We start from the raw sequence: 24,379 nt of genomic DNA, 5'->3' as shown, positions 1-24,379 counted from the left end.
GTTCCCGAAATCATCGTAGTTCCAGCAAAGGCGCAACGCAAAGCGTGGACAGGCTTGAAAGATTTTCAAGTTTTTCAGGGGCAACGGTCCGGATTACTCACGGAATCAGAACGGTGGTGCCTGACGTCTTGCGGCTTTCCAGATCGGCATGCGCCTTCGCTGCGTCCTTCAGCGCATAGCGCTGGTTGATCCTGACCTTCACCGCGCCCGAGGCGACGACGTCGAAAAGCGCAGCCGCCGCCGATTCCAGATCCTCCCGCTTGGCGATGTAGACGAAGAGCGTCGGGCGGGTGGCGAAGAGGGAGCCCTTCTGGGCGAGAATCGAGAGGTTGAAGGGGGGGATCGGGCCGGAGGACTGGCCGAAGCAAGCGAAGAGGCCGAGCGGCCGGATGCAATCGAGCGAGCCGGGGAACGTGTCCTTGCCGACGGAATCGTAGACCACGTCGCAAAGCCTGCCGTCGGTGATGCGCTTCACCTCGGCGACAAAATCCTGGTCGCGATAGTTGATCACGTGATCGTAGCCGTGCGCCCTGGCAAGTTCGACCTTTTCGGGCGAGCCGGCAGTGCCGATCGTGGTTGCGCCGAGCTGTTTCGCCCACTGGCCGAGGATGAGCCCGACGCCTCCCGCCGCGGCGTGGCAGAGGATGGTGTCGCCGGCCTTCACCTTGAAGGTGCGGTGCAGCAGATACCAGGCGGTCATGCCCTTCAGCATCATCGCCGCCGCCTGCTCGTCGGTGACGCCGTCCGGAACCTTGACCAGCCGGTCGGCCGCGATCACGCGCTCGTCGCTATAGGCGCCGAGCGGCGTCGTGTAGGCGACCCGGTCGCCGGGCTTCAGGCCATCGACGCCCTCGCCGACCTCGACGACCTTGCCCGCCGCCTCGCCGCCGGGAATGAGCGGCAGGCCGTTCGGCGCCGGGTAGAGGCCGCTGCGGTAGTAGGTGTCGAGGAAGTTGAGGCCGATCGCGGTATGCCCGATCAGCGCCTGTCCGGGGCCGGGCCTGCCGGGATCGTGATCTTCGTAGGAAAGCGCCTCCGGGCCGCCATGGGCGTGGATCTTGATGGCTTTGGACATGATCAGGACTTCTCTGACGCCGGCTTCGCACCGAGGTTGGGGAACAACTGCATGATGCCGCCGATGCAAAACAGGTAGATGCTGGTGGCGCCGATGCCGATCTTGGTGAAGGCGCTGACATTCTCCGCCAACACGCCGATCTGTGTGTAGAACTGCGCGAGGAAGGATTCGGCCAACGCCAGCCCTCCAAATGCGCACCAGGCAAGCGTGACGCCGAGATTGATCGGCCGCAGCCGCTTCACCCGTACCGGATGCAGAAAATGCACCGGCACGAATGTCAGGATGGCGGCAATGACCACGACCGCGAAGGACACCCATTCGCCCGGCTCGGTGACGAAGAGCGTGAAAACGATCATGTTCCAGACGACCGGGAAGCCCTTGAAGAAATTCTCCGTCGTCTTCATGCCGGTATCGGCATAATAGATCGCGCTCGACACCACGATGATCGCCGCCGACAGGAACGACAGCCCCTCGCCCATCAGCCCGAACTGGTAGAGCGCGAAAGCCGGGATCAGCACGTAGGTGACGTAGTCGATGATGTTGTCGAGCAGTTCGCCCGACCAGGTCGGCAAGATCTCCTTGACCTCGAGCTTGCGCGCGATCGGGCCGTCTATGCCGTCGACGAAAAGCGCGAGGCCGAGCCACCAGAACATCGCCGTCCAGCGTTCCTCGCTCGCGGCGACAAGCGAGAGGAAGGCGAGGAACGATCCCGAGGCCGTCAGCAGATGGACTGAGAACGCACGCGCCTGCGGCCAGGTGACTTTTCTTCTCGGTTTCAAAGGCCGCGCCAATCCCGTTGCATGCCGGCCAAACGGCCGGTGAAATCGAATTGACAGTACTAGCAGCGCCGTGACCGGCACAAGCCGTGTCTTGGCTTGATCCCCGGCTGTCCGCCCTGTTCCGACGGCCCCGGGCGTCCGTCGGTCGCATTGATCCGGCAGTCAGGCGTGCCATATTGCAGGCTGGACAAATGGAGCGCGTCGTTGGGCACAGGGCAGGACGAACGGATCATTGTTGCAGGCACCGGACCGACCGGCCTGATCGCGGCGCTGGGGCTCGCCGTCATCGGCATGCCGGTGACGCTCGTCGGGCCCGCCGCTTCGCGCGAAGACAGGCGCACGACAGCCCTGATGACGCCCGCGCTTGCCGAACTCGACAAGCTCGGCGTGCTTGCCGACCTCGCGCCCCGGACAGCGCCGCTGAAAGTGATGCGGATCGTCGACGCGACAAGGCGCCTGATCCGCAGCCCGGTGGTGACCTTCCGCGCCGCCGAGATCGGCGAGGACCATTTCGGCCTGAACATGCCAAACCGCGAGCTGAACGCGGCGCTGGAGGCGGCCGTCGCCAGACGCCCCGCGATCGACTGGCAGCACGACCTGGTCGCCGGATGGGTGACCGGATCGGACAAGGTGACGGCAAGGCTGGGCGACGGGACGACCGTCGAGGGCCTGCTTGCGGTCGCCGCCGACGGCCGGCTGTCGCCGGCGCGCGAGGCCGCAGGGATCCGCACGTCGGTGCGCTCCTATCCGCAGGCCGCACTCGTCCTCAATTTCGAGCATGACCGCGGCCACGGCTTCATCTCGACGGAGTTCCATACAGAGACCGGCCCTTTCACCCAGGTGCCCCTGCCCGGCAACCGGTCGAGCCTGGTCTGGGTGGTGAAGCCGAAGACCGCCGAGGAGCTGATGGCGCTGGACGACGCGTCGCTCTCGATCCGGATCGAGGAGCAGATGCAGTCGATGCTGGGGCGCATCGCGGTCGAGCCCGGGCGGCAGGTCTATCCGCTCGGCGCCACCCTGCCGGCACGCTTTGCCCGGAACCGCATCGCGCTGGTCGGCGAAGCCGCGCATGTGTTCCCACCGATCGGCGCACAAGGCCTCAACCTCGGCATCAGGGACGTCCGCGATCTCGTTGCAACCGTTGCAGAAAATCGTTCCGACCCCGGGGCGGACAAGGCGCTTGCCGCCTATGACGGCAAGCGGCGGCCGGACGTGCTTGCCCGCGCCGGCGCCGTCAATTTGCTCAACCTGTCGCTGCTGTCGGACATGCTTCCGGCCCAGCTGGCGCGCAGCGCGGGGCTCGGCATCGTCGGCGGACTGGCGCCGCTCAGGGCGCTGTTCATGCGCGAGGGGCTGCAGCCGGGCAGCGGCTTCGCCAGGGCGCTGACGGACCTACGGGAACAGATCAGGCGGTAGCATGCCGGCCTTGATGAGGTAGAGCAGCCCCGTCACGGTGGCGACCGATATGCAGGTCGTGAGCAGGATGCTTGCCGACGCCCTCTCCACCCAGACGTGATATTGCTGGGCCAGCACGAACACGTTGGTGGCGGTCGGGAGCGCTGCGAGCAGCACCGCCGCGAACAGCCAAGTTTCCGAAAAATCGCCGACCCAGCTCAGCACGACGTAGCAGACGAGCGGGTGGAGGACGAGCTTGAGCAGGGCGATCGGCGCGAGTTCGTGCGGGATGCGCTTCAGCGGCCGCAACGCCAGCGTCACCCCCATCGCGAAAAGCGCGCAAGGTGCGGCCGCGGCGGACAGGTATTCGAGCAGGCGCTCCACCGGCAAAGGCGGCCGCAACTGGAGATAGGCGGCGCCGACGCCGACGGCGGTGGCGATGATGAAGGGATGCAGCACGATCTTGCGGATCACGCTCAAGGCGAGCTGCCCCGGCGCCTGCTTCTCGTCCCCGGCCAGCGCCATCATCATCGGCGCGACGGTAAAATGGACGATGTTCTCGAAGCAGAAGATGAGCGCGACCGGCACCGCCGCTTCGGGACCGAACACCAGCAGGGCCAGGCCCGGCCCCATATAGCCGATGTTGCCGTAGGCGGCCGCGAGGCCCTTGATCGTCGACTCGGCGATGTTTCCGCCGGCAAACAGCATGGAGCCGGCGAACATGACGAGGAAGATGATGTAGGTGGACAGCACCGCGCCAAGGATGAAGGTCCACTCCGTCAGCTGCTCGAAGGGCGTCTTGGCAAGCAGCTGGAAGAACAGCGCGGGCAGCGCGACATAGATGATGAAGGTGTTCATCCAGCCGAGTGCTTCGACCGGCTGACGGGTGATGCGGGCGACGAGGAAGCCGAGGAAGATCAGGCCGAAGAACGGCAGAACGAGACCGATGACGTCCGACATAAGCTGCGCGCTTCATTCCCTGTTGCCGGCCCTGGTGCTGGTGCATTAGCGCCGGGTTTGCCGGCTCCACAAGCGTCCGGTATTGAATTGCATGTTGCACTGCGCCAAATATGGCGCGAGGCTTGGACCATGAACGATATGAAAACGGCTAAGTTTGCGATCGGCCAGGTGGTGCGCCACAGACTGTTCCCGTTCCGGGGCATCGTCTTCGACGTCGATCCGCAATTCAACAATACCGAGGAATGGTACGAGGCGATCCCGAAGGAAGTGCGTCCGAGCAAGGACCAGCCCTTCTACCATCTGCTCGCCGAGAACTCGGAGACGGAATACATCGCCTATGTGTCCGAGCAGAACCTGCTCGAGGACGACACCGGCGAGCCTGTGAGGCACCCGCAGATCAACGAACTCTTCGACCGCAGGCCCGACGGGCAATATGCCCCCGTGATGGCCCGGCACTAACGTTCTCCCTTTCGCAAACAAAAAAGCGGGGCCGATGCCCCGCTTTTTTGTTTTTCAGTTCTCGCCGGGATCAGTTGGCGGCGCCGCCGGCTTTCGCCTTGTCCTGCTCTTCCTTGAGCTTCTTGGCGAAGTCCTCGTTGTTCTTCGCGACGAACTCCTGGAGCTTCTTCTGGCGGTCCTCGATGTCGGACTGCTGCAGCGGCGGGCCGTCGAACGCGGCGGTGAAGCCGTTGAGCGAGACCTTCACCGGGTTTGCCTGGTTCTGCGAGTTGACCGAGGTCAGCGTCAGCTCGGTGCCCTTCTTGAAGGACGCGACGAGCTGATCGGAAAGCTGCGCTTCGGCAATGCAGCGGTCCGGGAAGCACAGCACGTATTCGAGCTTCTGGGCCTTGCCGTTGTCGATCTGAAGGCCGATGCCGGGAGGCACCAGACGGCCGGTCGGCACTGTGACCTGGAACACCTTGCGGTTCACCTTGCCCTTGAGCTCGAGCAGGCTGATGCCGGTGATGACCTGGCCGGTGTTGGCGGTCAGGATGTTCTGGACGTTGCAGATGTCGACGTCCTCCTGCTTGGCGCAGGCCTTGAACCAGCCCTTCGGGACCTGTGGGGGCTGCTGCTGCGCAGCAGCCGGCACCAGTCCGGCCGCGAGCACGCCCAGCGCACCGGCAGCCATCACCGAAATCCGGTAAGCGTCGGTTTTCAGGCTTGTCATCTCGTTCGATTCCTCTCAACTGATCCCGGGGCGGCTCGTGCCGCTCGTCTGCGCTACTGTTGCTGAATTGAGGCAACAGGATGACTTTGCTCCGCCTGTTACACCGGGAGGGGCGGCGAATCCACCCCGCCTGCGGCTTTTCCGCATTCAAAACATGGCCGCCAAACAAGGGCGCCATCGAGGCGTGATAGGTTAGTCCGCGAATCAACAAGAGGTCGGTGCAAGGCGGCCTGCGTTCGGGAGATTTTTCATGCGACGCCTGGTTCTGAGCCTGGTCGTGGCGCTGGCCATCCCGCTCTGGAGCGGGACCGCCGGCGCTGCGCCCTCCCATGCGATCGCCATGCATGGGGACCCGGCGCTGCCGGCGGATTTCACCCACCTGCCCTACGCCAATCCCGACGCGCCGAAAGGCGGCACGATCAATTATGCGTGGCCGGGCACGTTCGACAGCATCAACCCGTTCATCGTCCAGGGCAGCGGGGCGCGTGGCAGCCTCGACCTCGTCTTCGGCAACAACGTCTTCGAGACGCTGATGATGCGCTCGGCCGACGAGCCCTTCACGCTCTACCCGCTGCTCGCCAAGACAGTCGACACGGACGACGAGCGCAGCTTCGCCGAGTTCATGCTCGACGAGCGGGCCAGATTCTCGGACGGCCAGCCGGTGACACCGGAGGACGTCATCTTCACCTTCGAGCTTCTCGCCGAAAAAGGCATCCCACGCTACGGCGTGACGGCCAACAAGGTCGCCAAGGTCGAGAAGGTCGGCGAACGCGGCGTGCGCTTCACCTTCAAGCACCCCGACCGCGAACTGCCGCTGATCCTAGGCCTGTTTCCGATCCTGCCCAAGCACGCAGTCGATGCCGCAACCTTCGACAAGTCGACGCTGAGGCCGATCGTCGGCAGCGGTCCCTACCGGCTGGAGACCGTGCGCGCCGGCGACTCGCTGACGTTCAAGCGCAATCCGGATTATTGGGCGAAGGACATTCCCTCGAAGCGCGGCTTCGACAATTACGACACGATCACGCTGACCTATTTCCGCGACGAGAACGCCATGTTCGAAGCGTTCAAGAAGGGGCTGGTGGACGTGTTCATCGACGAGAACAGCGGCCGCTGGGCAAGCCAGTACGATTTCCCGGCTGTCCAACGCGGCGATATCATCAAGGAGACGGTGAGGACCAGACTGCCGTCCGGGATGTTCGGCATCGTACTGAACACAAGGCGGTCGGTCTTCCAGGATCCGAAGCTGCGTCTCGCGCTGATCGACCTGTTCGATTTCGAATGGGCGAACCGCAGCCTGTTCTCCGGAGCCTATACGCGCACCAGGAGCTTCTTCGACAATTCGGAACTCTCGTCGTCAGGCAACCCGGCGAGCGAGGCCGAGAAGGCTTTGCTTGCCCCCTTCCCCGACGCCGTGACGCCGGAAATCATGGCCAATGGCTGGACACCGCCCGTGTCCGACGGCAGCGGGCTCGACCGCGCCTTCATGCGCGTCGGCTTCGAGAAGCTGAAGCAGGCTGGGTACGTGCTGAAGGACGGACATCTGATCGCGCCCGACGGGAAGGCCGTCGCCTTCGAGATCATGCTGAAGAGCAACGAGAACCAGCAGATCGCGGTCGCCTACCAGCAGACGCTGGCAAAGCTCGGCATCGCGGTCACCGTGCGCTCGGTCGATGCGGCGCAGTTCCTGCAGCGGCAGATCAACTACGATTTCGACGCGATGTTCTTCAATTACACGGCTTCGCTCTCGCCCGGTGTCGAGCAATTGTCGCGCTGGGGCTCGACCGCCAGGGACAAGCCCGGCACTTTCAACTATGCCGGCGCCGCTGATCCCGCCGTCGACGCGATGATCGACGCGCTTATCAATGCGCGTACGCGCGACGACTTCATCCAAGCGGTCCGCGCCTATGATCGCGTTCTTTTGAGTGGCGCCTACGTCATTCCTCTCTATTTCAAGCCGGAACAGTGGATTGCCCGCTGGAAACGGATCGAGCGGCCGGAGACGCCGCCGCTGCAGGGATCGCAGTTGCCCACTTGGTGGCACACACAGAATTAGAGGATCGACGATATGGCGGACAGACAGACCCTTACGATCGACGTCGTGTCTGATGTCGTCTGCCCCTGGTGCTATCTTGGCCAGAAGCGGCTCGACAAGGCGATCGCAGCGGTGCCCGACGTGGATATCTCGGTTAGCTGGCGGCCGTTCCAGCTCGATCCGACGATCCCGCCAGAGGGTACGGACCGCAAGGCGTACATGAAAGCCAAGTTCGGCGACGAGGCCCGGCTGCGCGACGCCCACGCCCGGCTGGAGGCGCTCGGCAAGGCCGAAGGCATCGATTATGCCTTCGACGCGATCACGGTGTCGCCGAACACGCTCGACGCGCACCGCGTCATCCGCTGGGCGGGAGCCGAAGGCGCCGAAACGCAGAACAGGCTCGTGCGCGATCTCTTCAAGACCTATTTCGAGCGCGGCGAGAATATCGGCGACCGTGCCGTGCTGGTCGATGTCGCCCGCGGGGCGGGCATGGAGGCGGCGGTGGTGGAGAGCCTGCTTGCCGGCGACGCCGACAGCGAGGCGGTGGCCAACGAGGCTGCGACGGCGTCACGCATGGGCGTCACCGGTGTGCCCTGCTTCCTGTTCGAGGGCAAATACGCGGTGATGGGCGCCCAGGATGTCTCGACGCTCACGGACGCGATCCGGCAGATCGCCGCGGCCAAGGCGCGGGGCGAACTGGACGCATAGCGCACTATCCTCGTTTCTCGACAGCAAATGCGTGGAGGACGGCCATCGCTTCCCCCGCCCGGCCGGCGGGCACGAAGAGATGATCGTGGAAATAGGCCGATACCGGGTTCACGCCCATGCCGGCTGCCGCCAGCCGCGTGGTGATCACTGCGAGGAAACCGACAGCGTCGAGCGAGGAATGGACGTTCAGCGTGATCATGCGGCTGGGGAAGGTGAAGGACAGGCGGGCGGCGCTTGCTTCCTCCTCAGGCAGGATCAACGTTTCGCCCTCGCGCTCGCGGAAGATCATGACGGGGTTGAGGTTGGCGGGACTGGCTGTGCCGGGCGGAAGCGTGGCGAAGACGAAGACGCCGGGCAGCAGTTCCGGCGACATCGAGCCGAGCAGCGTTTGCAGGTCCGTTTCGCCGGTCATGGAAGGCTCCGCTTTGCCAGACGAAGAATGGCAGAACGCCCAATTTGCGCAAATGCCAAGCGTTGGCGCCGCCCCTCATCCCCCTGCCGGGAGCTTCTCCCCGTATAGCGACGGGGAGAAGGGGCTAGTTGCCTAGGCCGCTTTTGCTGCCATCCGCGCGAGCTGGGTCATGACCACCGCCGAGCCGGCAAGGCGCTTTTCGGGGTTCGGCCAGTCGCGCATGAAGACGATTGAGTGGTCCGGCCTGATCTTGGCCAGCGAGCCCTGCTCGCCGATGTAGCGGACGAGGCCGGCCGGATCGGGGAATTTCTTCTCGCGGAAATGGATGACCACGCCCTTCGGCCCGGCGTCGAGCTTTTCCACGTTGGCCTGGCGGCAGAGCGCCTTGATGAAGACGATCTTCAGGAGGTGCTGCACCTCGTCCGGCAGCGGGCCGAAGCGGTCGATGAGTTCGGCGCCGAAGGCGTCGATCTCCTCCGGCGTTTCCAGATCGCCGAGGCGACGGTAGAGCGCGAGCCTGAGCTGCAGGTCGGGCACGTATCCCTCGGGGATCATGACGGCGGTGCCGACGGTGATCTGCGGCGACCAGCCGCCGTCGACCGCCTCGCCGGTGTCGCGGATTTCGGCCACCGCCTCCTCCAGCATCTGCTGGTAGAGCTCGAAGCCGACCTCCTTGATATGGCCGGACTGCTCTTCACCCAGGAGATTGCCGGCGCCGCGGATGTCGAGGTCGTGGCTGGCGAGCTGGAAGCCGGCGCCGAGCGTGTCCAGCGACTGCAGTACTTTCAGGCGGCGGTCGGCCGTGTCGGTGAGTTTCCTGTTCGCCGGGAGGGTGAAAAGCGCATAGGCGCGCAGCTTGGAACGGCCGACGCGGCCACGGAGCTGGTAGAGCTGGGCGAGGCCGAACATGTCGGCGCGGTGGACGATCAGAGTGTTCGCGGTCGGGATGTCGAGGCCGGATTCGACGATGGTCGTCGACAGAAGCACGTCGTACTGGCCGTCGTAGAAGGCGTTCATGATGTCATCGAGTTCGCCCGGCGGCATCTGGCCGTGGGCGATGCCGACCTTCAGCTCCGGAACGGATTGTTTCAGGAAATCATGTATTTCCTGGAGATCGCTGATGCGTGGCACGACGTAGAAACTCTGGCCGCCGCGATAGCGCTCGCGCAGCAGCGTCTCGCGGATGACGAGCGCGTCGAAGGGCGAGATGAAGGTGCGCACCGCCATGCGGTCGACCGGCGGCGTGGCGATGAGCGAGAGCTCGCGCACGCCTGTGAGGGCGAGCTGCAGCGTGCGCGGGATCGGCGTGGCCGACAGCGTCAGCACATGCACGTCGCTCCTGAGCTCCTTCAGCCGCTCCTTGTGCTTGACGCCGAAATGCTGCTCCTCGTCGACGATCAGCAGGCCGAGGTTCTTGAAGGAGATGGACGCGCCGAGCAGCGCGTGCGTGCCGACGACGATGTCGACGGTTCCGTCGGCGAGGCCTTTCTTGGTCTCAGCGAGCTCTTTCGAGCCGACGAGGCGCGAGGCCTGGCGGACGCGGATCGGCAGCCCCGCGAAGCGCTGCGAGAAGGTCTTGAAGTGCTGGCGGGCGAGCAGCGTGGTCGGCACGACGACCGCGACCTGCACGCCTTCCATGGCGGCGACGAAGGCGGCGCGCAGCGCCACCTCTGTCTTGCCGAAACCGACGTCGCCGCAGACCAGCCGATCCATCGGCCGGCCGGCCGAGAGGTCGTCGAGCACGGCGTCGATTGCGTTCTGCTGGTCGTCGGTCTCCTCATAGGGGAAACGTGCCGAAAACTCGCCGTAGAGCCCGTCGGGCGGGTTGAAGGCTGCGGCAGTACGCATCTTGCGCTCGGCGGCGATCCGGATGAGCTGGCCGGCCATCTCGAGCAGGCGCTTCTTGAGCTTGGCCTTGCGCGACTGCCAGGCGCCGCCGCCCAGGCGGTCGAGCTGCGCCTCGGCCGAATCCGAGCCGTAGCGCGACAGAAGCTCGATGTTCTCGACCGGCAGATAGAGGCGGCCGTCGGAGGCGTAGTGGATTTCCAGGCAGTCATGCGGCGCGCCGGCGGCCTCGATCGTCTTCAGCCCGACGAAGCGGCCGATGCCATGATCGGCGTGGACGACGATGTCGCCGGCAGAAAGCGAGGCCGCCTCGGCGATGAAGTCGGAGGCTTTCTTGCGCCTTTTCGAGCGCCGCACGAGGCGGTCGCCAAGGATGTCCTGTTCGGCGACGACGACCAGCCTATCCGTCTCGAAGCCGGCTTCAAGGGGAAGCACTGCGGCACCCGCCTGCCCTGCTCCGAGCTTCTCGACATCGGCCAGCGTGGCGACCGGCTTGACGTTGCCGAGCTGGTGCTCGGCCAGGATCTGGGTCAGGCGGTCGAGCGAGCCGTCGGTCCAGCCGGCGACGACGACGCGGCGGCCTGCCGCGCGGGCGGCGGCGATGTGCTTGACGGCGGCGTCGAAGACGTTGGCGTTGGGATCGGCGCGCTCCTCGGCGAAGTTTTCGCCGGCGCGGGAACCGGCGTGGAGCAAAGCTCTCGGGCCGGCGTCGGGCGCGTCGAAAGGCGTGAACTCAGCGGCCAGATGGTCGGCGAGCGCGGCGGTGACATCGTCGGGCGTCAGGTAGAGCAGGCCGGGCGGGGTCGGCTTGTAGGGAACGGCGTCCTTCAGCCCGGCGCTGGTCTGCTGGCGGCGCGCCTCGTAATAGTCGACGATCAGCTTGTGGCGTTCGTCGATCGCCTCCGGCGCCAAGTGGTCAAGCACAACAGGCGCGCCGGGCAGATAGTCGAACAGCGTGTCCAGGCGCTCGTAATAGAAGGGCAGCCAGTGCTCCATGCCGGCGAAACGGCGGCCTTCGCTGATCGCAGCGTAGAGGCCGTCGTCGCGGGACGGCGCACCGAAGGTCTCGATATAGTTGCGGCGGAAGCGGCTGATCGTGTCCGGGGTCAGCGTGACCTCGGTCATCGGCTGCAGCGACACCTCGTTGCGGGTGCCGGTGGTGCGCTGGGTGGCGACGTCGAAGGTGCGCACCGTTTCCAGCGTGTCGCCGAAGAAGTCGAGCCGCAGCGCCTCGTCGGCGCCGGGCGCGTAGAGGTCGAGGATACCGCCGCGCACGGCGAACTCGCCGACGTCGCGCACCGTCGGCACGCGCTCGAAGCCGGATTTCTCCAGGCGCGCGGTCAGTTCGTTCATGTTGACCTGATTGCCGGGTTTCGCGCGAAAACCCTGCGCCTCGATGATCTCGGCCGGCGGGATGCGCTGGATCAGTGCATTGGCGGTGGTGAGGACGACGGCGCGGTGGGGCGACTTGCGCAGCGCCGCCATGGCGGCGAGCGCGTCGAGACGGCGGGCGGCGGCGTCCGCGCCCGGCGAGACGCGGTCATAAGGCAGGCAGTCCCAGGCCGGGAATTCGAGCACCGGCAGGTTGGGGGCAACGAAGGCGAGCGCCTCGATGATTGCCGGCAGGCGCTGGCCGTCGCGCGCGACAAAGAGCAGCGGGCCGTCGGGCGCGGCTTCAGCGACGGCGGAAGCGAGCGCGAAGGCCTCGAAGCCGTCGGCGACGCCGTCGACGATGAACTGGCCGGTTCTGCCCCGGGCCCCCCCTGGGGGCAGGCCGATTTTTTCGAGAAGGCTCATGAATTCGTTCTTCGGGCGGAAATCGTTCTCTAGGCGGACCGGGAGGCCATGATTTTCTTCAGCAAAGGGGTGTCGAAAGCGGCGGGGACGGGATTCGTGCCGGTGACCCAGGAGAGGAGGTCGGCGTCCTGCACCTCAAGAAGATGCTCATATTGGTGCAATTCGGCGTCGGTCAAGGAGCCGATGGCGCGATCGGCGAAGCCGCCGAGGATCAGGTCCATCTCGCGTATGCCGCGATGCCAGGAGCGGAAGAGGAGTTTCCGCCGCCGCTGATCCAGTCCCTCGCTCGATCGCGTCGTTCCGCTCATCGTCATTTCCAGTCTGTCCGCGTGGCGCGTATAGCGTGGATAGACGCCCTTGTCAGCTTTGCGGGAGCGGCATTCCTGCCTAAGTTCCCGCCATGAGACCTTCACTCCTAGATCCGCTGTTTGCGCCGATCACCTCGCTGGAGGGTGTCGGGCCGAAGGTCGCCGCGCTGATCGAGAAGATTGTGCCGGCCGATCTCGGTGACCGATCGGCGCGGGTCGGCGACCTGCTGTTCACGCTGCCGCATTCGGTGATCGACCGGCGAAACCGGCCGGGCATCGCAGGTGCGGCCGAAGGCGCGATCGTGACGCTGGAGGTCAGGATCGACCGGCACCAGCCGCCGCCGCGCGGCAATCGCTCGGTGCCCTACCGGGTCTACGCACATGACGACACCGGCGAGATCGCGCTCACTTTCTTCCATGCGCATGCCGCCTATCTGGAGAAGCAGATGCCAGTCGGCGAGCACGTCGTCGTATCGGGCCGCATGGAATGGTTCAACGGCCGGCCGAGCATGGTGCATCCCGACCACATCGCGCCGCTGGCCGGCGCCGACAGCCTGCCGCTGGTCGAGCCGGTCTATCCGCTGACGGCCGGGCTGTCGGGCAAGGTGCTCAGGCGCGCGATCGGCCAGGCGCTGGCGCGGCTCCCTGCCCTGCCCGACTGGCTCGACCCGGCGGTCGCCAAGAAGCAGACCTTTCCGACGTTCGAGGCCGCACTGAAGCGGCTGCACGATCCAGCCGATCCGCTCGACGTGTCGCCGGAGACCTCGGCATGGCGGCGGATCGCCTATGACGAATTCCTGGCCGGGCAGCTCTCGCTGGCGCTGATGCGCGCCAACATCCGCCGGCTGTCGGGGCGGCCGCTGACCGGCGACGGGAAGATCGAGGACGCGATCCGCAAGGCGCTGCCCTATTCGCTGACGCCCTCGCAGGAATTCGCGCTGGCCGAGATAAATGCCGACCTCGCCGACCCCGAGCGCATGCTGCGGCTGTTGCAGGGCGACGTCGGCTCAGGCAAGACGGTGGTGGCGCTGCTCGCCATGGCGAGGGCGGTGGAGGCCGGCGGACAGGCGGCGCTGATGGCGCCGACCGAGATCCTGGCGCGGCAGCATCTGGCGACGATAACGCCGCTCGCCGAGCGCGCCGGGCTGAAGGTCGCGATCCTCACCAGCCGTGAGAAAGGCAAGGAACGCAGCGCCACGCTGGCCGAGCTGGAGGACGGGTCGATCGACATCGTGGTCGGCACGCATGCGCTGTTCCAGGAGCACGTGACGTTCCGCGACCTCGTGCTGGCGGTGGTCGACGAGCAGCACCGCTTCGGCGTGCACCAGCGGCTGGCGATCACCGCCAAGGGCGATGCGCCGGACATGCTGGTGATGACGGCGACGCCCATTCCCCGCACGCTGGTGCTGACCGCCTTCGGCGACATGGACGTGTCCAGGTTGACCGAGAAACCGGCCGGCCGGCAGCCGATCAAGACGGTGACGCTGCCGCTCGACCGCATGGATCAACTGATCGGACGGATTTCCGACGCCATCGCCGAGGGTCAGAAAGTCTACTGGATCTGCCCGCTGGTCGAGGATTCCGATGAAATCAAGCTGACTTCGGTGGAAGAGCGCTTTGCGACGCTGAAGCATGAATTCGGCGATGCGGTCGGGCTGGTGCATGGCCGCATGAAGGGCGTCGAGAAGGACGAGGCGATGCGCGCCTTCAAGGAAGGCGACACCAAGATCCTCGTGGCGACGACCGTGATCGAGGTCGGCGTCGACGTGCCGGATGCGACCATCATCGTGATCGAGCACGCCGAACGCTTCGGGCTTGCGCAGCTCCATCAGCTTCGCGGGCGCGTCGGGCGCGGCGCGAAACCGTCATCCTGCGTGCTGCTCTACAAGGACCCGCTCGGCGAGACGGCGAAGCGGCGCCTATCGGTGATGCGCGAGACCGAGGACGGATTTTTGATCTCCGAGGAGGATCTGAAGCTACGCGGCGAGGGCGAGCTGCTGGGCACCAGGCAATCCGGCACGCCGGGCTTCCAGGTGGCGCGGATCGAATTCCATTCCGACCTGCTGGAAGTGGCGCGCGACGATGCCAGGCTGATCCTTGCCCGGGATCCGGAACTGCAGAGCGGGCGCGGCAAGGCGCTGCGCGTGCTGCTCTATCTGTTCGGGCGGGACGAAGCGGTGAGGCTGCTGAGGGCGGGGTAGATCGACAGGCCCTTCACTTGAACTTGATGTTCGAGACCTTCTCCACCCCCGGATTGGCGAGCCCGACCTCGATCGGCGCGCCGTCCTTGGTGACGACCTTGCGCTTATATTCAGGTGCGACGAGACCGGCGGATACGATCAGCTTGGCGCCGTCCTCGATGGTCATATCGAGGAGCACGATCTCCGAACGGTAGACATACATCAGGAAGCCGGTGGTCGGGTTCGGCGTGCAAGGCATGAAGACGGCGACCAGCGGATCGCCCTCCTTGTCCAGTTTGACGTTGATCTCGGTCTCCTTCTCGTTGGAAACGAAGACCAGCGACCAGACGCCCTTGCGCGGGTATTCGACGAGGCCGACCTGGCGGAACATGTCGTTCTTGTTGGACAGCACCGTCTCGAAAATCTGCTTAAGCGCCTTGTAGACACCGCGCACCAGCGGCATGCGGCCGAGCAGGCGCTCGCCCACCGAGACGATCGAGCGCCCGACGATGTTGGCTGCCAGGAACCCGATCAAGGTGATGACGAAGATCGCCACAAGGAGGCCGAAGCCCGGAACGGCGAAGGGCAGATAGGTGTCGGGACTGTAGGCGGCCGGGATATAGGGTTTCACCCAGGAATCGATCCACCCGATGAACGACCAGACGATGTAGACGGTGATCGCCAATGGCGCGGCGACGATGAAGCCGGTCAGGAAATAGTTCCTGAGCCGGGTCATGCCGGAAATGACGCCTGGGGATTCGGACATGGTTCACCGCCTCTGTGCGCGGCAAGATTAGAGAAGCGGCGCAGGCTTTGGAACTGGGAAGTTAGGGCTACTACTCGACCGTCACCGACTTCGCCAGATTGCGCGGCTGGTCGACGTCGGTGCCCATGAAGACAGCGGTGTAGTAGGCCAGCAACTGGATCGGCAGCGCGTAGACGATCGGCGCGATGAACTCGGGCACATCGGGCAGTACGATGGTCTCCATCGTGTTCACCGTGGCGTTGGCGGCGCCCTTTTTGTCGGTGATCAGGATGATCTTGCCGCCGCGCGCCGCGACCTCCTGCATGTTGGAGACCGTCTTGTCGAAGATGCGGTCGTGCGGTGCGATTACGATGACCGGCATCTTCTCGTCGATAAGGGCGATCGGCCCATGCTTCAGCTCGCCTGCTGCATAACCTTCAGCATGTATGTAGCTGATTTCCTTGAGCTTAAGCGCGCCTTCCATGGCGAGCGGATAGTTGGTGTCGCGGCCGAGATAAAGCACGTGCTTGTATTGCGACAGCTCGCGCGAGACCTTTTCGATCTGGCTTTCGAGCTTCAGCACCTGGGTGGCGTAGCGCGGCGCTTCCGAGAGGCTGCGCACCATCGCCTTCTCCTCTTCCGCCGAGATGGTGCCACGCGCGCTAGCTGCGCGCACCGCGAGCGCGGCGAGCACTGAGAGCTGGCAGGTGAAGGCCTTGGTCGAGGCGACCCCGATCTCGGGACCGGCGAGCGTCGGCAGCACGGCGTCGGATTCGCGCGCGATGGTCGACTCGCGGACGTTGACGATGGCGCCGATGGGGACGCCTTCCTTGCGGCAGTAGCGCAGCGACGCCAGCGTGTCGGCGGTCTCGCCCGACTGCGAAACGAAGAAGGCGGCGCTCTGCTTCGAGAGCGGCATTTCGCGGTAGCGGAACTCCGAGGCGATATCGATATCGACCGGCAGGCGGGCATAACGCTCGAACCAGTATTTGCCGATCAGGCCGGCGAGATAAGCGGTGCCGCAGGCCGAAACCGCGATACGGTCGAGTTTGGCGAAGTCAAAGGGCAGGTCGAGCGGCTTGGAAGAGCCGCTGGTGAAGTCGAGATAGTGCGCCAGCGTGTGGCCGATGACCTCCGGCTGCTCATGGATCTCCTTCTCCATGAAATGCCGATGGTTGCCCTTGTCGACCATGAAGGCGGTGCCGAGCGACTGCTGGCGACGGCGCTCGACCTTCTTGCCGTCCATGTCGAAGATGGCGATGTCACTGCGGCGGATGACGGCCCAGTCGCCATCCTCGAGATAGGTGATCGAATTGGTGAAGGGAGCAAGGGCGATCGCATCCGAGCCCAGGAACATCTCGCCTTCGCCGTGGCCGACGGCCAGCGGCGGGCCGTTGCGGGCGCCGACGATGAGATCCTCGTCGCCCTTGAACATGATGGCGAGGGCGAAAGCGCCATGCAGCCGCTTCAGCGCATTGTGGGCGGCTTCGACCGGCTGTGCCCCGCGGGCAAGCTCACGCGCGACGAGATGGGCGACGACCTCGGTATCGGTCTGCGAGGCAAAAACGTAGCCGTCGCGCGAAAGCTCGTCGCGCAGCTCGGCGAAATTCTCGATGATGCCGTTATGGACGATGGCGACGCCGTCGGAGAAATGCGGGTGGGCGTTGGTCTCGTTGGGCACGCCGTGGGTCGCCCAGCGCGTGTGGCCGATGCCGATCGTGCCGTCGAGCGGCTCGTCCTTCAGACGGCGCTCGAGGTTGACGAGCTTGCCCTCGGCGCGGCGGCGGGAGAGCTCGCCGCGCTCCAAGGTGGCGACGCCGGCCGAGTCGTAGCCGCGATATTCAAGCCGCTTCAGCGCATCGACGATGAGCGGAGCGACCGGCTGATAGCCGACAATTCCAACGATTCCGCACATGCTGCCCTACCCCCGATTCCCCGCTTGCTGGCTTCTCGACGGCTATTTACGGAGAGCCCTGACGCGGCGGAATTCAATTTGCATTTCGTTCCATTTCAGGACGGCTTCATGCCACGACCGCAATGAAATCACATCAGCGAGTTGGAGTGCTGGTTAAGCACCCTAGTTAAGAAAGCCGGGCCTATCCAGCTTTCTTCTTCGCAGCCGCCGCGGCCGCAAAGCGCTCGCGCAGTTCCTTGCCCTTGCCGGGAATGGTCTTCTGCCTGGCGCGCCCAAAAGCCAGCGCGTCGCCGTCGACGTCGTCGGTGATGACGCTGCCGGACGCGATATAGGCGCCGTCGCCAAGCGTGACGGGGGCGACGAGCGAGGAGTTCGAGCCTATGAAGGCGCCGGCGCCGATGTCGGTGAAATGTTTGCCGAAGCCGTCATAGTTGCAGGTGATGGTGCCTGCCCCGATGTTGGCGCCGGCGCCGACACGGGCGTCGCCGATATAGGTGAGGTGGTTGACCTTGGCGCCCTTCTCGACCACCGCCTTCTTCACTTCGCAGAAATTGCCAACCTTTGCTTTTTCCTGCAGCTCGGCGCCAGGACGAAGCCGGGCGAAGGGGCCGACCTCGGCGCCGGTAGCGACCGAAGCGCCCTCGATATGACTGAAGGCATGGATGGTGACGCCTGAGGCGATCTTCACGCCCGGGCCGAACCAGACATTCGGCTCGACCAGCGAGTCCGGCCCGATCTCGGTGTCGTGCGAGAAATGCACGGTTTCGGGCGCGATGAGGGTCACGCCCGACAGCATCGCCTCGCGGCGGCGGTGACGCTGCCAGATGGCCTCGGCCTCGGCGAGCTCGGCGCGGTTGTTGATGCCGAGCACGCTTTCCGCGCTCGCCTCGGTGGCGACGACGTCGAGGCCGCGCGCGTCGGCGATCTCGACGATGTCGGTGAGGTAGAATTCGCCCTTGGCGTTCCTGTTGCCGACGGCGTCGAGCAGCGCCAAGGCATGACTGCCCGAGATCGCCATCAGCCCGCCGTTGCAGAAGCCGATCTTCTTCTCGGATTCGGAGGCGTCCTTGTCCTCGCGGATGGCGACGAGTTTTCCTGATTTCTCGATCAGGCGGCCGTAGCCGGCGGGATTGGTCGGGCGGAAGCCGACGACCACGACTGCCGCTCCCCCGGCGAGCTTCTGCCGGGCTGCAAGCAGCGGCTCGGCCTCGATCAGCGGCGTGTCGCCGAACATGACAAGGATGTCGTCATAACTGCGCGCGATCGCCGCGCGGGCGGCGAGCACGGCGTGGGCGGTACCGAGCCGTTCCTCCTGGACGAAGATCTCCGGCGCAGGATCGAGGCGGCCAGCAGCCTTGCGGACATCCTCGGCGCCATGGCCGACGACCAGCGCGACATCGCCTCCGCCTGCCGCCTTCGCCGCCTTGGCGACATGCGCGACCATGGATAGGCCGGCGACCTCGTGCAGCACCTTCGGCCTGGCGCTCTTCATGCGCGTGCCCTCGCCCGCGGCGAGGATGATCGACAGACAGCTTCTCTGGGTCATTAGCGGAAAACCGTTGGCAAGGAATCGAGGTCAGCGACGATATATCGGCGCTATCATCCCGCAATGCGGTTAAATTCCGGTGAGGTTCCCGGCGCGTGACCGGTGAAATCAGGCTTCGGGGGTGAGGAAGCGGATCGACCGGCGGACAATTTCATCGGGCTCGAGCTGCCACAACGAACCTTCGTGAGCGGTGCCGAAGCGACCGTCGTCGGAAAATATCTCGACGTCGTAGAAGCCGCGAAAGCCCGCTTCGTCCAGCGTGTCCACGATCTCGCGCAGCGGCATCACGCCCTCGCCTGGAAAGGCGCGATCGAGCCAGCCGCGCGTCGGGTCCCGCCAGTCGCCGATATGCACGCCGGCGATCATGTCGATGTCGCGCCGGATGTGATCCAGTATGTCCGGCGTGTCCCAGAGATGCCAGCTGTCGAACAGCACCTTGAACGACGGCTTGTCGATCTGCCTGATGAGTTCGAGCGTGCCGGGCATGTCCCAGATCAGCGACAGCGCATCTTCCGCCGACTTGTGGATCGGCTCGAGCGCAATGGTGACGCCAAGATCGCCGGCAACCTGTCCGATGCGCTCGAAACCTTCGAGGCAAAGGTCGATCGCCTCCTCGCGCGACCGACCGCCCTGCGGCCCGGTGATGACGATGATGGATTCCGGGTCGAGCTTGGCCATGCGTTCCATGTTGGGCAAAAACGCCTCGACGCGGGCGCGCGGGTCGGCCGGCTCCGGGCTCAACACGTAGGGCAGGATCGAGTTCGTCTCGGGAATGCAGTTGGCGGTCTTGAGCCGATTGCGGTCCATCAACTCCTTGGCACGCTGCCAGCCGACCTGCTCCATCTTGTAGCCCCAGACGCCGATGCCCTGGCACCCCGCCCGGGCATAGGTTTCGACGTCTTCCTCGAAGGTCGAGCCTATGGTGGTGATTTCGCTGACCGAGATTTTCCGCACGCCCGAAGCCTTGCTCATGGTTTTGATCCGCCGCCGGTTGAAGTCGCGGGTTTGGCGCCCTGCCGCGCACCGCGCCGCTTGCGGTACTGGTCGATACCCACCGCCAGCAGCAGCGCAAGACCGGTGACGATGCGCTGGTAGAAGGGCGGGACGTTGAGGATGTTCATGCCGTTGGCCAGAAGCGAGATGATCAGCACGCCGGCCAGCGTGCCGCCGATACGGCCGGAGCCGCCGGCGATGCTCGCCCCGCCAAGCACGATCGCGGTGATCACGCTGAGCTCGAGGCCCTCGCTGCTCGCTGCCTGGCCCGAGCCTAGGCGCGAGGCGAGGATGACGCCGGCAAGGCCGGCAGTCGCGCCGCCGATCACGTAGACCCAGGTCTTGACCCGCCTGACCGGAACGCCGGAAAGCCGCGCGGCCTCCTCGTTGCCGCCGATCGAGTAAACATACATGCCGAGCGTGGTCCGCCGCAGCGCGAACCAACTGGCGATCAGGAACACGATCATGATGCCGACCGGGATCGGCAGAATGCCCGGGATGATGAAACCGCGCCCCAGCCCCTGAAACGCCTCCGGCACGCCGAACAGCGAAACGCCACCGGTCAGGAGCAGCGCGAGTCCGCGGCCGATCGTCAGCGTGCCCAGCGTCGCGATGATTGGGCTGATGTGGAAACGGGTAACGATCGTTCCGTTGATCCAGCCGAAGGCCGCGCCCGCAAGCAAGCCGATCGCCCAGCTGATGGGAGCGCCGCCGACAAAATCCAGTTCCCGCGCCGCCATCGCCGACAGCACACCTGACAAGGCCGCGTTGGCGCCGATCGACAAGTCCAGCCCGCCCGAAAAGATGACGAAGCTCGATCCGAACGCGGCAACCGCCAGAACGGCCATCTGCCTGAGGACGTTCAGGAAATTGGTCCACGACAGGAAGCCGGGCGCGGCCAGGCTGAAGAACACGATCAGCGCCACCACGACTGCCCACAGGCCGATGTCCGTCCCCCGCAGCGATCGCCACAGCGCCGGGCGCTGCTGACCGGCAGGGTTCGCCGGCTGGATATCGCTCTTGCCATCAGTCTGCATCTGCCACCTTCCGTCCATACTCTCCCAGCACGCTCTGCGTGAGCTCCAGCGCGTTGGTCGAGTGCCCCTCGATTTCCCGGATGAGCCGGCCTTCGTGGATCACCAGAATGCGGTCCGCCAGCGTCAGCAATTCCTCGGTTTCCGACGAGATCAGAAGTATGCCCTTGCCGCTCGCCGCCAGGTTTTCCACGTGCCTGTGAATCTCGGCCTTGGCCCCGACATCGACGCCGGCGGTCGGTTCATCGAGGATCAACACGTCCGCGCCGGATTCGATGGCGCGCGCCAGCACTGCCTTCTGCTGGTTGCCGCCGCTCAGTGTGTCGATGCGCCGGTCCTCGCAGCCGCTCGGCCTGATGTTGAAGCGGCGCACATTGCGCGACACGATCTCCCGCGCCGCGGCGCGGCGAACGATGCCGAACGGGCGGATCGAGCAATGGTCGGCTGAGGACAGGATGATGTTCTCGGCGACCGTCATCGCCGGGACGACAGCCTGCGTCTTGCGATCCTCAGGAATCATGGCGACGCCGGCGGCGACCGCCTGGGCCGGCGAGGAAACCGACACATCGCCCTTCGGATAGCTGACCGATCCGGCGTCGGCGGGATCGGCGCCGAAGATTGCCCGGACGATTTCCGAGCGGCCGGCGCCGACGAGACCCGCCAGGCCGACGATCTCGCCCGCCCTGACCTCGAAGGATATGTCGGAGAAAACGCCGTCCCGGGTCAGGTTCTTCACCGCCAGCAATTGCTTGCTGTTGGCGGCGCGCGCGGGACGTTCGAACGGATCGATATGAGCGCCGGCGATCATCTCGACGAGCCTGTCGCGCGCAATCGAAGCGGTCGGCGCAGTGACGACATGACGGCCGTCGCGCAGCACGGTCAGGCTGTCGGTGACCGCCATGACCTCGTCCAGGCGGTGAGTGATGTAGATGATGCTTTTGCCGCCCTGACGCAGCCGCCTGATCGTCTCGAACAGGAATTCGATTTCCGCGTCGGTCATCGAGGCCGACGGCTCGTCCATGATCACCAGCTTGGAATCCGACAGCAGCGCCTTGGCCAGGGCGACCAACTGCCTTTCGCTCGTGCGCAACGCATGCACCGGCCCGGACGGATCGAGCCTGGGCGCCACCTGCTGCAGGATGTCGTGGGCGCGGCGTTTCTGCGCGGCGAGGTCGATCACGCCCCACCCGATCTGGAGCTCCCTGCCGAGGAAGATGTTCTGCTCGACGCTGAGCGACGGCACCAGCGCCGGTTCCTGATAAAGACAGGCAATGCCCCGGTCGGCGGCGTCGTGCGGCGAAGCCGCGTTCATTGGCTCGCCATCGAACACGATCTCGCCGCTGTCGCGTTTTATCGCGCCGGAAAGGATTTTTACGAGGGTCGATTTTCCCGCGCCGTTCGCCCCGAGCAAGGCATGAACCTCACCCGGAGCAATGGTGAACGACACATCCTGCAGCGCAAGGACGCCCGGATAACTCTTCGAAATGGACCGCAGAGCCAGCCGGGGGGCGTCGCCCCCTGACCTCGTTGTCGCTATTTCGTCGGCCACTGGGAGACGTTTTCCTTGGTGACCTTGATCATGTCGACATAGGTCATCTTGGGAATTTCCTCACCCTTGGCAACCTTCAGGACGAGATCCATGGCCGCCTCAGTGATACCGCTGTGGTTCAGGTCGACGGTGCCGTAGATCTTGCCGCCGGCGATATACTGCCGAACTTCGAGATCATTGTTGGGCGCAGCGATGCAGAGCTCGTCGGCGTTGATGCCGGCCGATTCGAAGGCCGCCAGAGCGCCCATGCTCGATCCGTCATTGATGCTGACCACCGCGCGAAGATCTGGATTGGCCTGAAGAGCGGCCGATACCGCCGCATCGCCCTTTTCACGGGTGCCGCACTCCTGCTCGAAGACCCACTCGATCTTCTTGCCGGTTTCCTTTTCGACCGCCACCTTGGATGCCTCGATGCGGCGCACGGTCGACGGCCACTGCGGCCAACCGCAAGCACCCACCTTGATCGTCTCGGCCGACGGCTGCTTCTCCTTCAGGCATGCGGCGACTTCCTCGCCGGCCAGCCTGCCCATATCGGCCTCGCTGTAGCCGACATTGCCCGTCGCCCAGTCGACGTCCTCCGGCTCCTGGCCCTGCAGGATGAAGGGAATGCCTGCCTTCATCGCAGCTTCGGCGGAAGCCTTCGACGTCGCCGGATCGATCACCGATGCGACGATCGCGTTCACCTTCTTCGAAACGCAATCCTCGATCGCGCTCGATTCACGTGCAGGATTGTTCTGGGAATCGATCGTGGTGACCTCGATGTTCCGCTTGGCGCCAGAAGCCTGGTATTCGTTGAGCAGGGTGGCGAAATATTCGATCTCCGTCGTCGGCACGATCGCGCAGACAGTCAGCTTGGCGTCCTGCGCGTAGGCGCTGGATGCGCAGAGTGCCGATCCGGCGATCAAAAAAGCCGCCAGCGTCCTGCGGCCTGCCTTCGCAGGTGAATGGTTGTTGTTCATGAGCATGGTTTCCTCCCCTGTAGCTCAAGCAAAATCAAACACCGGGACCATGTATCCCGGACGCGGCCTCCCGGGCGCGCGGCCTACCGCGTTCCCGCCATTAGAAATTTCTTTCTATTTTTTGAAGAATGGCAAAGATATTTCAGGAGTCAACGACATTTGTTGACGCGACGTCATTCAGCGCTCTCGGCTGTAGTCCTGCGCTTTATCCCAGCTTCGCCAGGCCCGGGAACGTTTCCAGCAGCCAGTAGGCGGCTGTCTGGATGCCGCCGGTGAGGAAGAGCACGCCGGCGACAACGAGCAGCGCGCCGATCACCTTCTCGACACGGCCGAGATGGACGCGGAATTTCTGCAGGAAACGCATGAAGGCGCCGGAGAAGAGCGCCGCGATCAGGAACGGGATGCCGAGGCCGATCGAGTAGGCGAAGAGGAGCAGCGCGCCTTCGCCGACCGTTTCGCGGCCGCCTGCGAGCGTCAGGATCGGGCCGAGCACCGGGCCGATGCAGGGCGTCCAGCCGAAGGCGAAGGCAAGGCCCATCAAATAGGCGGCGAGCGCGCTGGCCGGCTTGCCCTGCGACTGGAAGCGGGCTTCGCGCGACAGAAGCGGGATGCGGATGACGCCAAGGAAATTGAGGCCCATCAGGATGATGAGGACGCCGGCGGCCATCGCCAGCGGCTCCTGCCAGACGCGCAGCAGGCGGCCGATCGTCGAGGCGCCGGCGCCGAGCGCGACGAAGACGGTGGTGAAGCCGAGCACGAAGGCGAGCGAGGAGACGATGAGCGCCGCGCGGGCGCCGGACTTGGCGGTCTCCGCGGCATTGGCGCGGAAGTCGTCAACCGAGACGCCGGCCATGTAGCAGAGGTAGGGCGGAACCAGGGGCAGCACGCAGGGCGACAGGAAGGACAAGGCCCCCGCCCCTATTGCGCTCACATAGCCGACATCCAGCGCCATTTCTGCTGCTCCAGCGTTACCGGC

Annotated in this window: 19 protein-coding genes and 1 pseudogene; 5 read left to right on the top strand and 15 right to left on the bottom strand. The window is 65.1% G+C overall.

Annotation, left to right across the window (positions count from 1 at the left end; genetic code table 11):
• Positions 1-97: 97 nt before the first annotated feature.
• Complete coding sequence (locus tag D8676_RS23100; protein WP_121583446.1) at positions 98-1,075, bottom strand: quinone oxidoreductase; 978 nt, start codon at positions 1,073-1,075, stop codon at positions 98-100.
• Positions 1,076-1,077: 2 nt separating this feature from the next.
• Complete coding sequence (pcsA, locus tag D8676_RS23095; protein ID WP_210210751.1) at positions 1,078-1,854, bottom strand: phosphatidylcholine synthase; 777 nt, start codon at positions 1,852-1,854, stop codon at positions 1,078-1,080.
• A 204-nt stretch (positions 1,855-2,058) separates the two neighbouring features.
• Here pcsA and D8676_RS23090 point away from each other — a divergent pair, with 204 nt between their 5' ends.
• A complete protein-coding gene (locus D8676_RS23090) occupies positions 2,059-3,270 on the top strand; it encodes a UbiH/UbiF family hydroxylase (protein WP_121583445.1) in 1,212 nt (403 codons plus the stop codon).
• On the opposite strand, the gene D8676_RS23085 is transcribed toward D8676_RS23090, so the two are convergent.
• Positions 3,247-4,209, bottom strand: a complete 963-nt coding sequence (locus tag D8676_RS23085; protein WP_121583444.1) for an AEC family transporter — start codon at positions 4,207-4,209, stop codon at positions 3,247-3,249. The two genes, D8676_RS23090 and D8676_RS23085, sit on opposite strands and share 24 nt — an antisense overlap.
• Positions 4,210-4,347: 138 nt before the next feature.
• Between D8676_RS23085 and hspQ the strand changes: the two genes are divergently transcribed.
• A complete protein-coding gene (hspQ, locus tag D8676_RS23080) occupies positions 4,348-4,668 on the top strand; it encodes a heat shock protein HspQ (protein ID WP_121583495.1) in 321 nt (106 codons plus the stop codon).
• A 70-nt stretch (positions 4,669-4,738) separates the two neighbouring features.
• Here hspQ and D8676_RS23075 read toward each other — a convergent pair whose 3' ends face one another.
• Entirely contained in the window at positions 4,739-5,380 is a 642-nt protein-coding gene (locus D8676_RS23075) for an invasion associated locus B family protein (protein WP_121583443.1), read from the bottom strand.
• 250 nt (positions 5,381-5,630) lie between these two features.
• On the opposite strand from D8676_RS23075, the gene D8676_RS23070 reads away from it, so the two are divergent.
• Both D8676_RS23070 and D8676_RS23065 read left to right on the top strand, forming a co-directional pair.
• The gene (locus D8676_RS23070) at positions 5,631-7,433 is read left to right on the top strand and encodes an extracellular solute-binding protein (RefSeq protein ID WP_245427090.1); all 1,803 of its coding nucleotides are present in this window, start codon (positions 5,631-5,633) and stop codon (positions 7,431-7,433) included.
• A gap of 12 nt (positions 7,434-7,445) precedes the next feature.
• Positions 7,446-8,120 (top strand): DsbA family protein, encoded by a 675-nt coding sequence (locus D8676_RS23065; protein ID WP_121583442.1) that lies wholly within the window; start codon positions 7,446-7,448, stop codon positions 8,118-8,120.
• Between the two features lie 4 nt (positions 8,121-8,124).
• Here D8676_RS23065 and D8676_RS23060 read toward each other — a convergent pair whose 3' ends face one another.
• The 3 genes from D8676_RS23060 to D8676_RS23050 form a co-directional block, all read right to left on the bottom strand.
• Positions 8,125-8,532 carry an ACT domain-containing protein gene (locus tag D8676_RS23060; RefSeq protein ID WP_121583441.1) on the bottom strand — a complete coding sequence of 136 codons (408 nt, stop codon included), beginning with the start codon at positions 8,530-8,532 and terminating at the stop codon, positions 8,125-8,127.
• A gap of 132 nt (positions 8,533-8,664) precedes the next feature.
• A complete protein-coding gene (mfd, locus tag D8676_RS23055; protein ID WP_121583440.1) occupies positions 8,665-12,174 on the bottom strand; it encodes a transcription-repair coupling factor in 3,510 nt (1,169 codons plus the stop codon).
• A 29-nt stretch (positions 12,175-12,203) separates the two neighbouring features.
• The gene (locus tag D8676_RS23050) at positions 12,204-12,482 is read right to left on the bottom strand and encodes a succinate dehydrogenase assembly factor 2 (protein ID WP_121583439.1); all 279 of its coding nucleotides are present in this window, start codon (positions 12,480-12,482) and stop codon (positions 12,204-12,206) included.
• 92 nt (positions 12,483-12,574) lie between these two features.
• Between D8676_RS23050 and recG the strand changes: the two genes are divergently transcribed.
• A complete protein-coding gene (recG, locus tag D8676_RS23045; RefSeq protein WP_121583438.1) occupies positions 12,575-14,683 on the top strand; it encodes an ATP-dependent DNA helicase RecG in 2,109 nt (702 codons plus the stop codon).
• On the opposite strand, the pseudogene D8676_RS23040 reads toward recG, so the two are convergent.
• From D8676_RS23040 to D8676_RS23005, 8 genes and pseudogenes are all read right to left on the bottom strand, one after another.
• A pseudogene (locus D8676_RS23040) lies at positions 14,635-15,428 on the bottom strand (DUF502 domain-containing protein). The gene recG and the pseudogene D8676_RS23040 overlap by 49 nt on opposite strands.
• Positions 15,429-15,498: 70 nt before the next feature.
• A complete protein-coding gene (gene glmS, locus D8676_RS23035) occupies positions 15,499-17,322 on the bottom strand; it encodes a glutamine--fructose-6-phosphate transaminase (isomerizing) (RefSeq protein ID WP_121583437.1) in 1,824 nt (607 codons plus the stop codon).
• 181 nt (positions 17,323-17,503) lie between these two features.
• Complete coding sequence (glmU, locus tag D8676_RS23030; RefSeq protein WP_121583436.1) at positions 17,504-18,868, bottom strand: bifunctional UDP-N-acetylglucosamine diphosphorylase/glucosamine-1-phosphate N-acetyltransferase GlmU; 1,365 nt, start codon at positions 18,866-18,868, stop codon at positions 17,504-17,506.
• A gap of 108 nt (positions 18,869-18,976) precedes the next feature.
• A complete protein-coding gene (locus D8676_RS23025; protein WP_121583435.1) occupies positions 18,977-19,840 on the bottom strand; it encodes a sugar phosphate isomerase/epimerase in 864 nt (287 codons plus the stop codon).
• Entirely contained in the window at positions 19,837-20,898 is a 1,062-nt protein-coding gene (locus D8676_RS23020; protein ID WP_183097209.1) for an ABC transporter permease, read from the bottom strand. The genes D8676_RS23025 and D8676_RS23020 overlap by 4 nt, the downstream gene beginning before the upstream one ends.
• A complete protein-coding gene (locus D8676_RS23015; protein WP_281034298.1) occupies positions 20,888-22,342 on the bottom strand; it encodes a sugar ABC transporter ATP-binding protein in 1,455 nt (484 codons plus the stop codon). Before D8676_RS23015 ends, D8676_RS23020 begins: the two co-directional genes overlap by 11 nt.
• An 86-nt stretch (positions 22,343-22,428) precedes the next feature.
• Complete coding sequence (locus tag D8676_RS23010) at positions 22,429-23,409, bottom strand: sugar ABC transporter substrate-binding protein (RefSeq protein ID WP_121583432.1); 981 nt, start codon at positions 23,407-23,409, stop codon at positions 22,429-22,431.
• Positions 23,410-23,608: 199 nt separating this feature from the next.
• Positions 23,609-24,355, bottom strand: coding sequence for a cytochrome c biogenesis CcdA family protein (locus D8676_RS23005; RefSeq protein ID WP_121583431.1), 747 nt, complete (start codon positions 24,353-24,355; stop codon positions 23,609-23,611).
• Positions 24,356-24,379 lie beyond the last annotated feature (24 nt).

The sequence above is a fragment of the Mesorhizobium sp. YM1C-6-2 genome (assembly GCF_003666685.1).
Taxonomy (GTDB): Bacteria; Pseudomonadota; Alphaproteobacteria; order Rhizobiales; family Rhizobiaceae; genus Mesorhizobium_K.
This window is presented reverse-complemented; position numbering and strand designations above follow the sequence as displayed.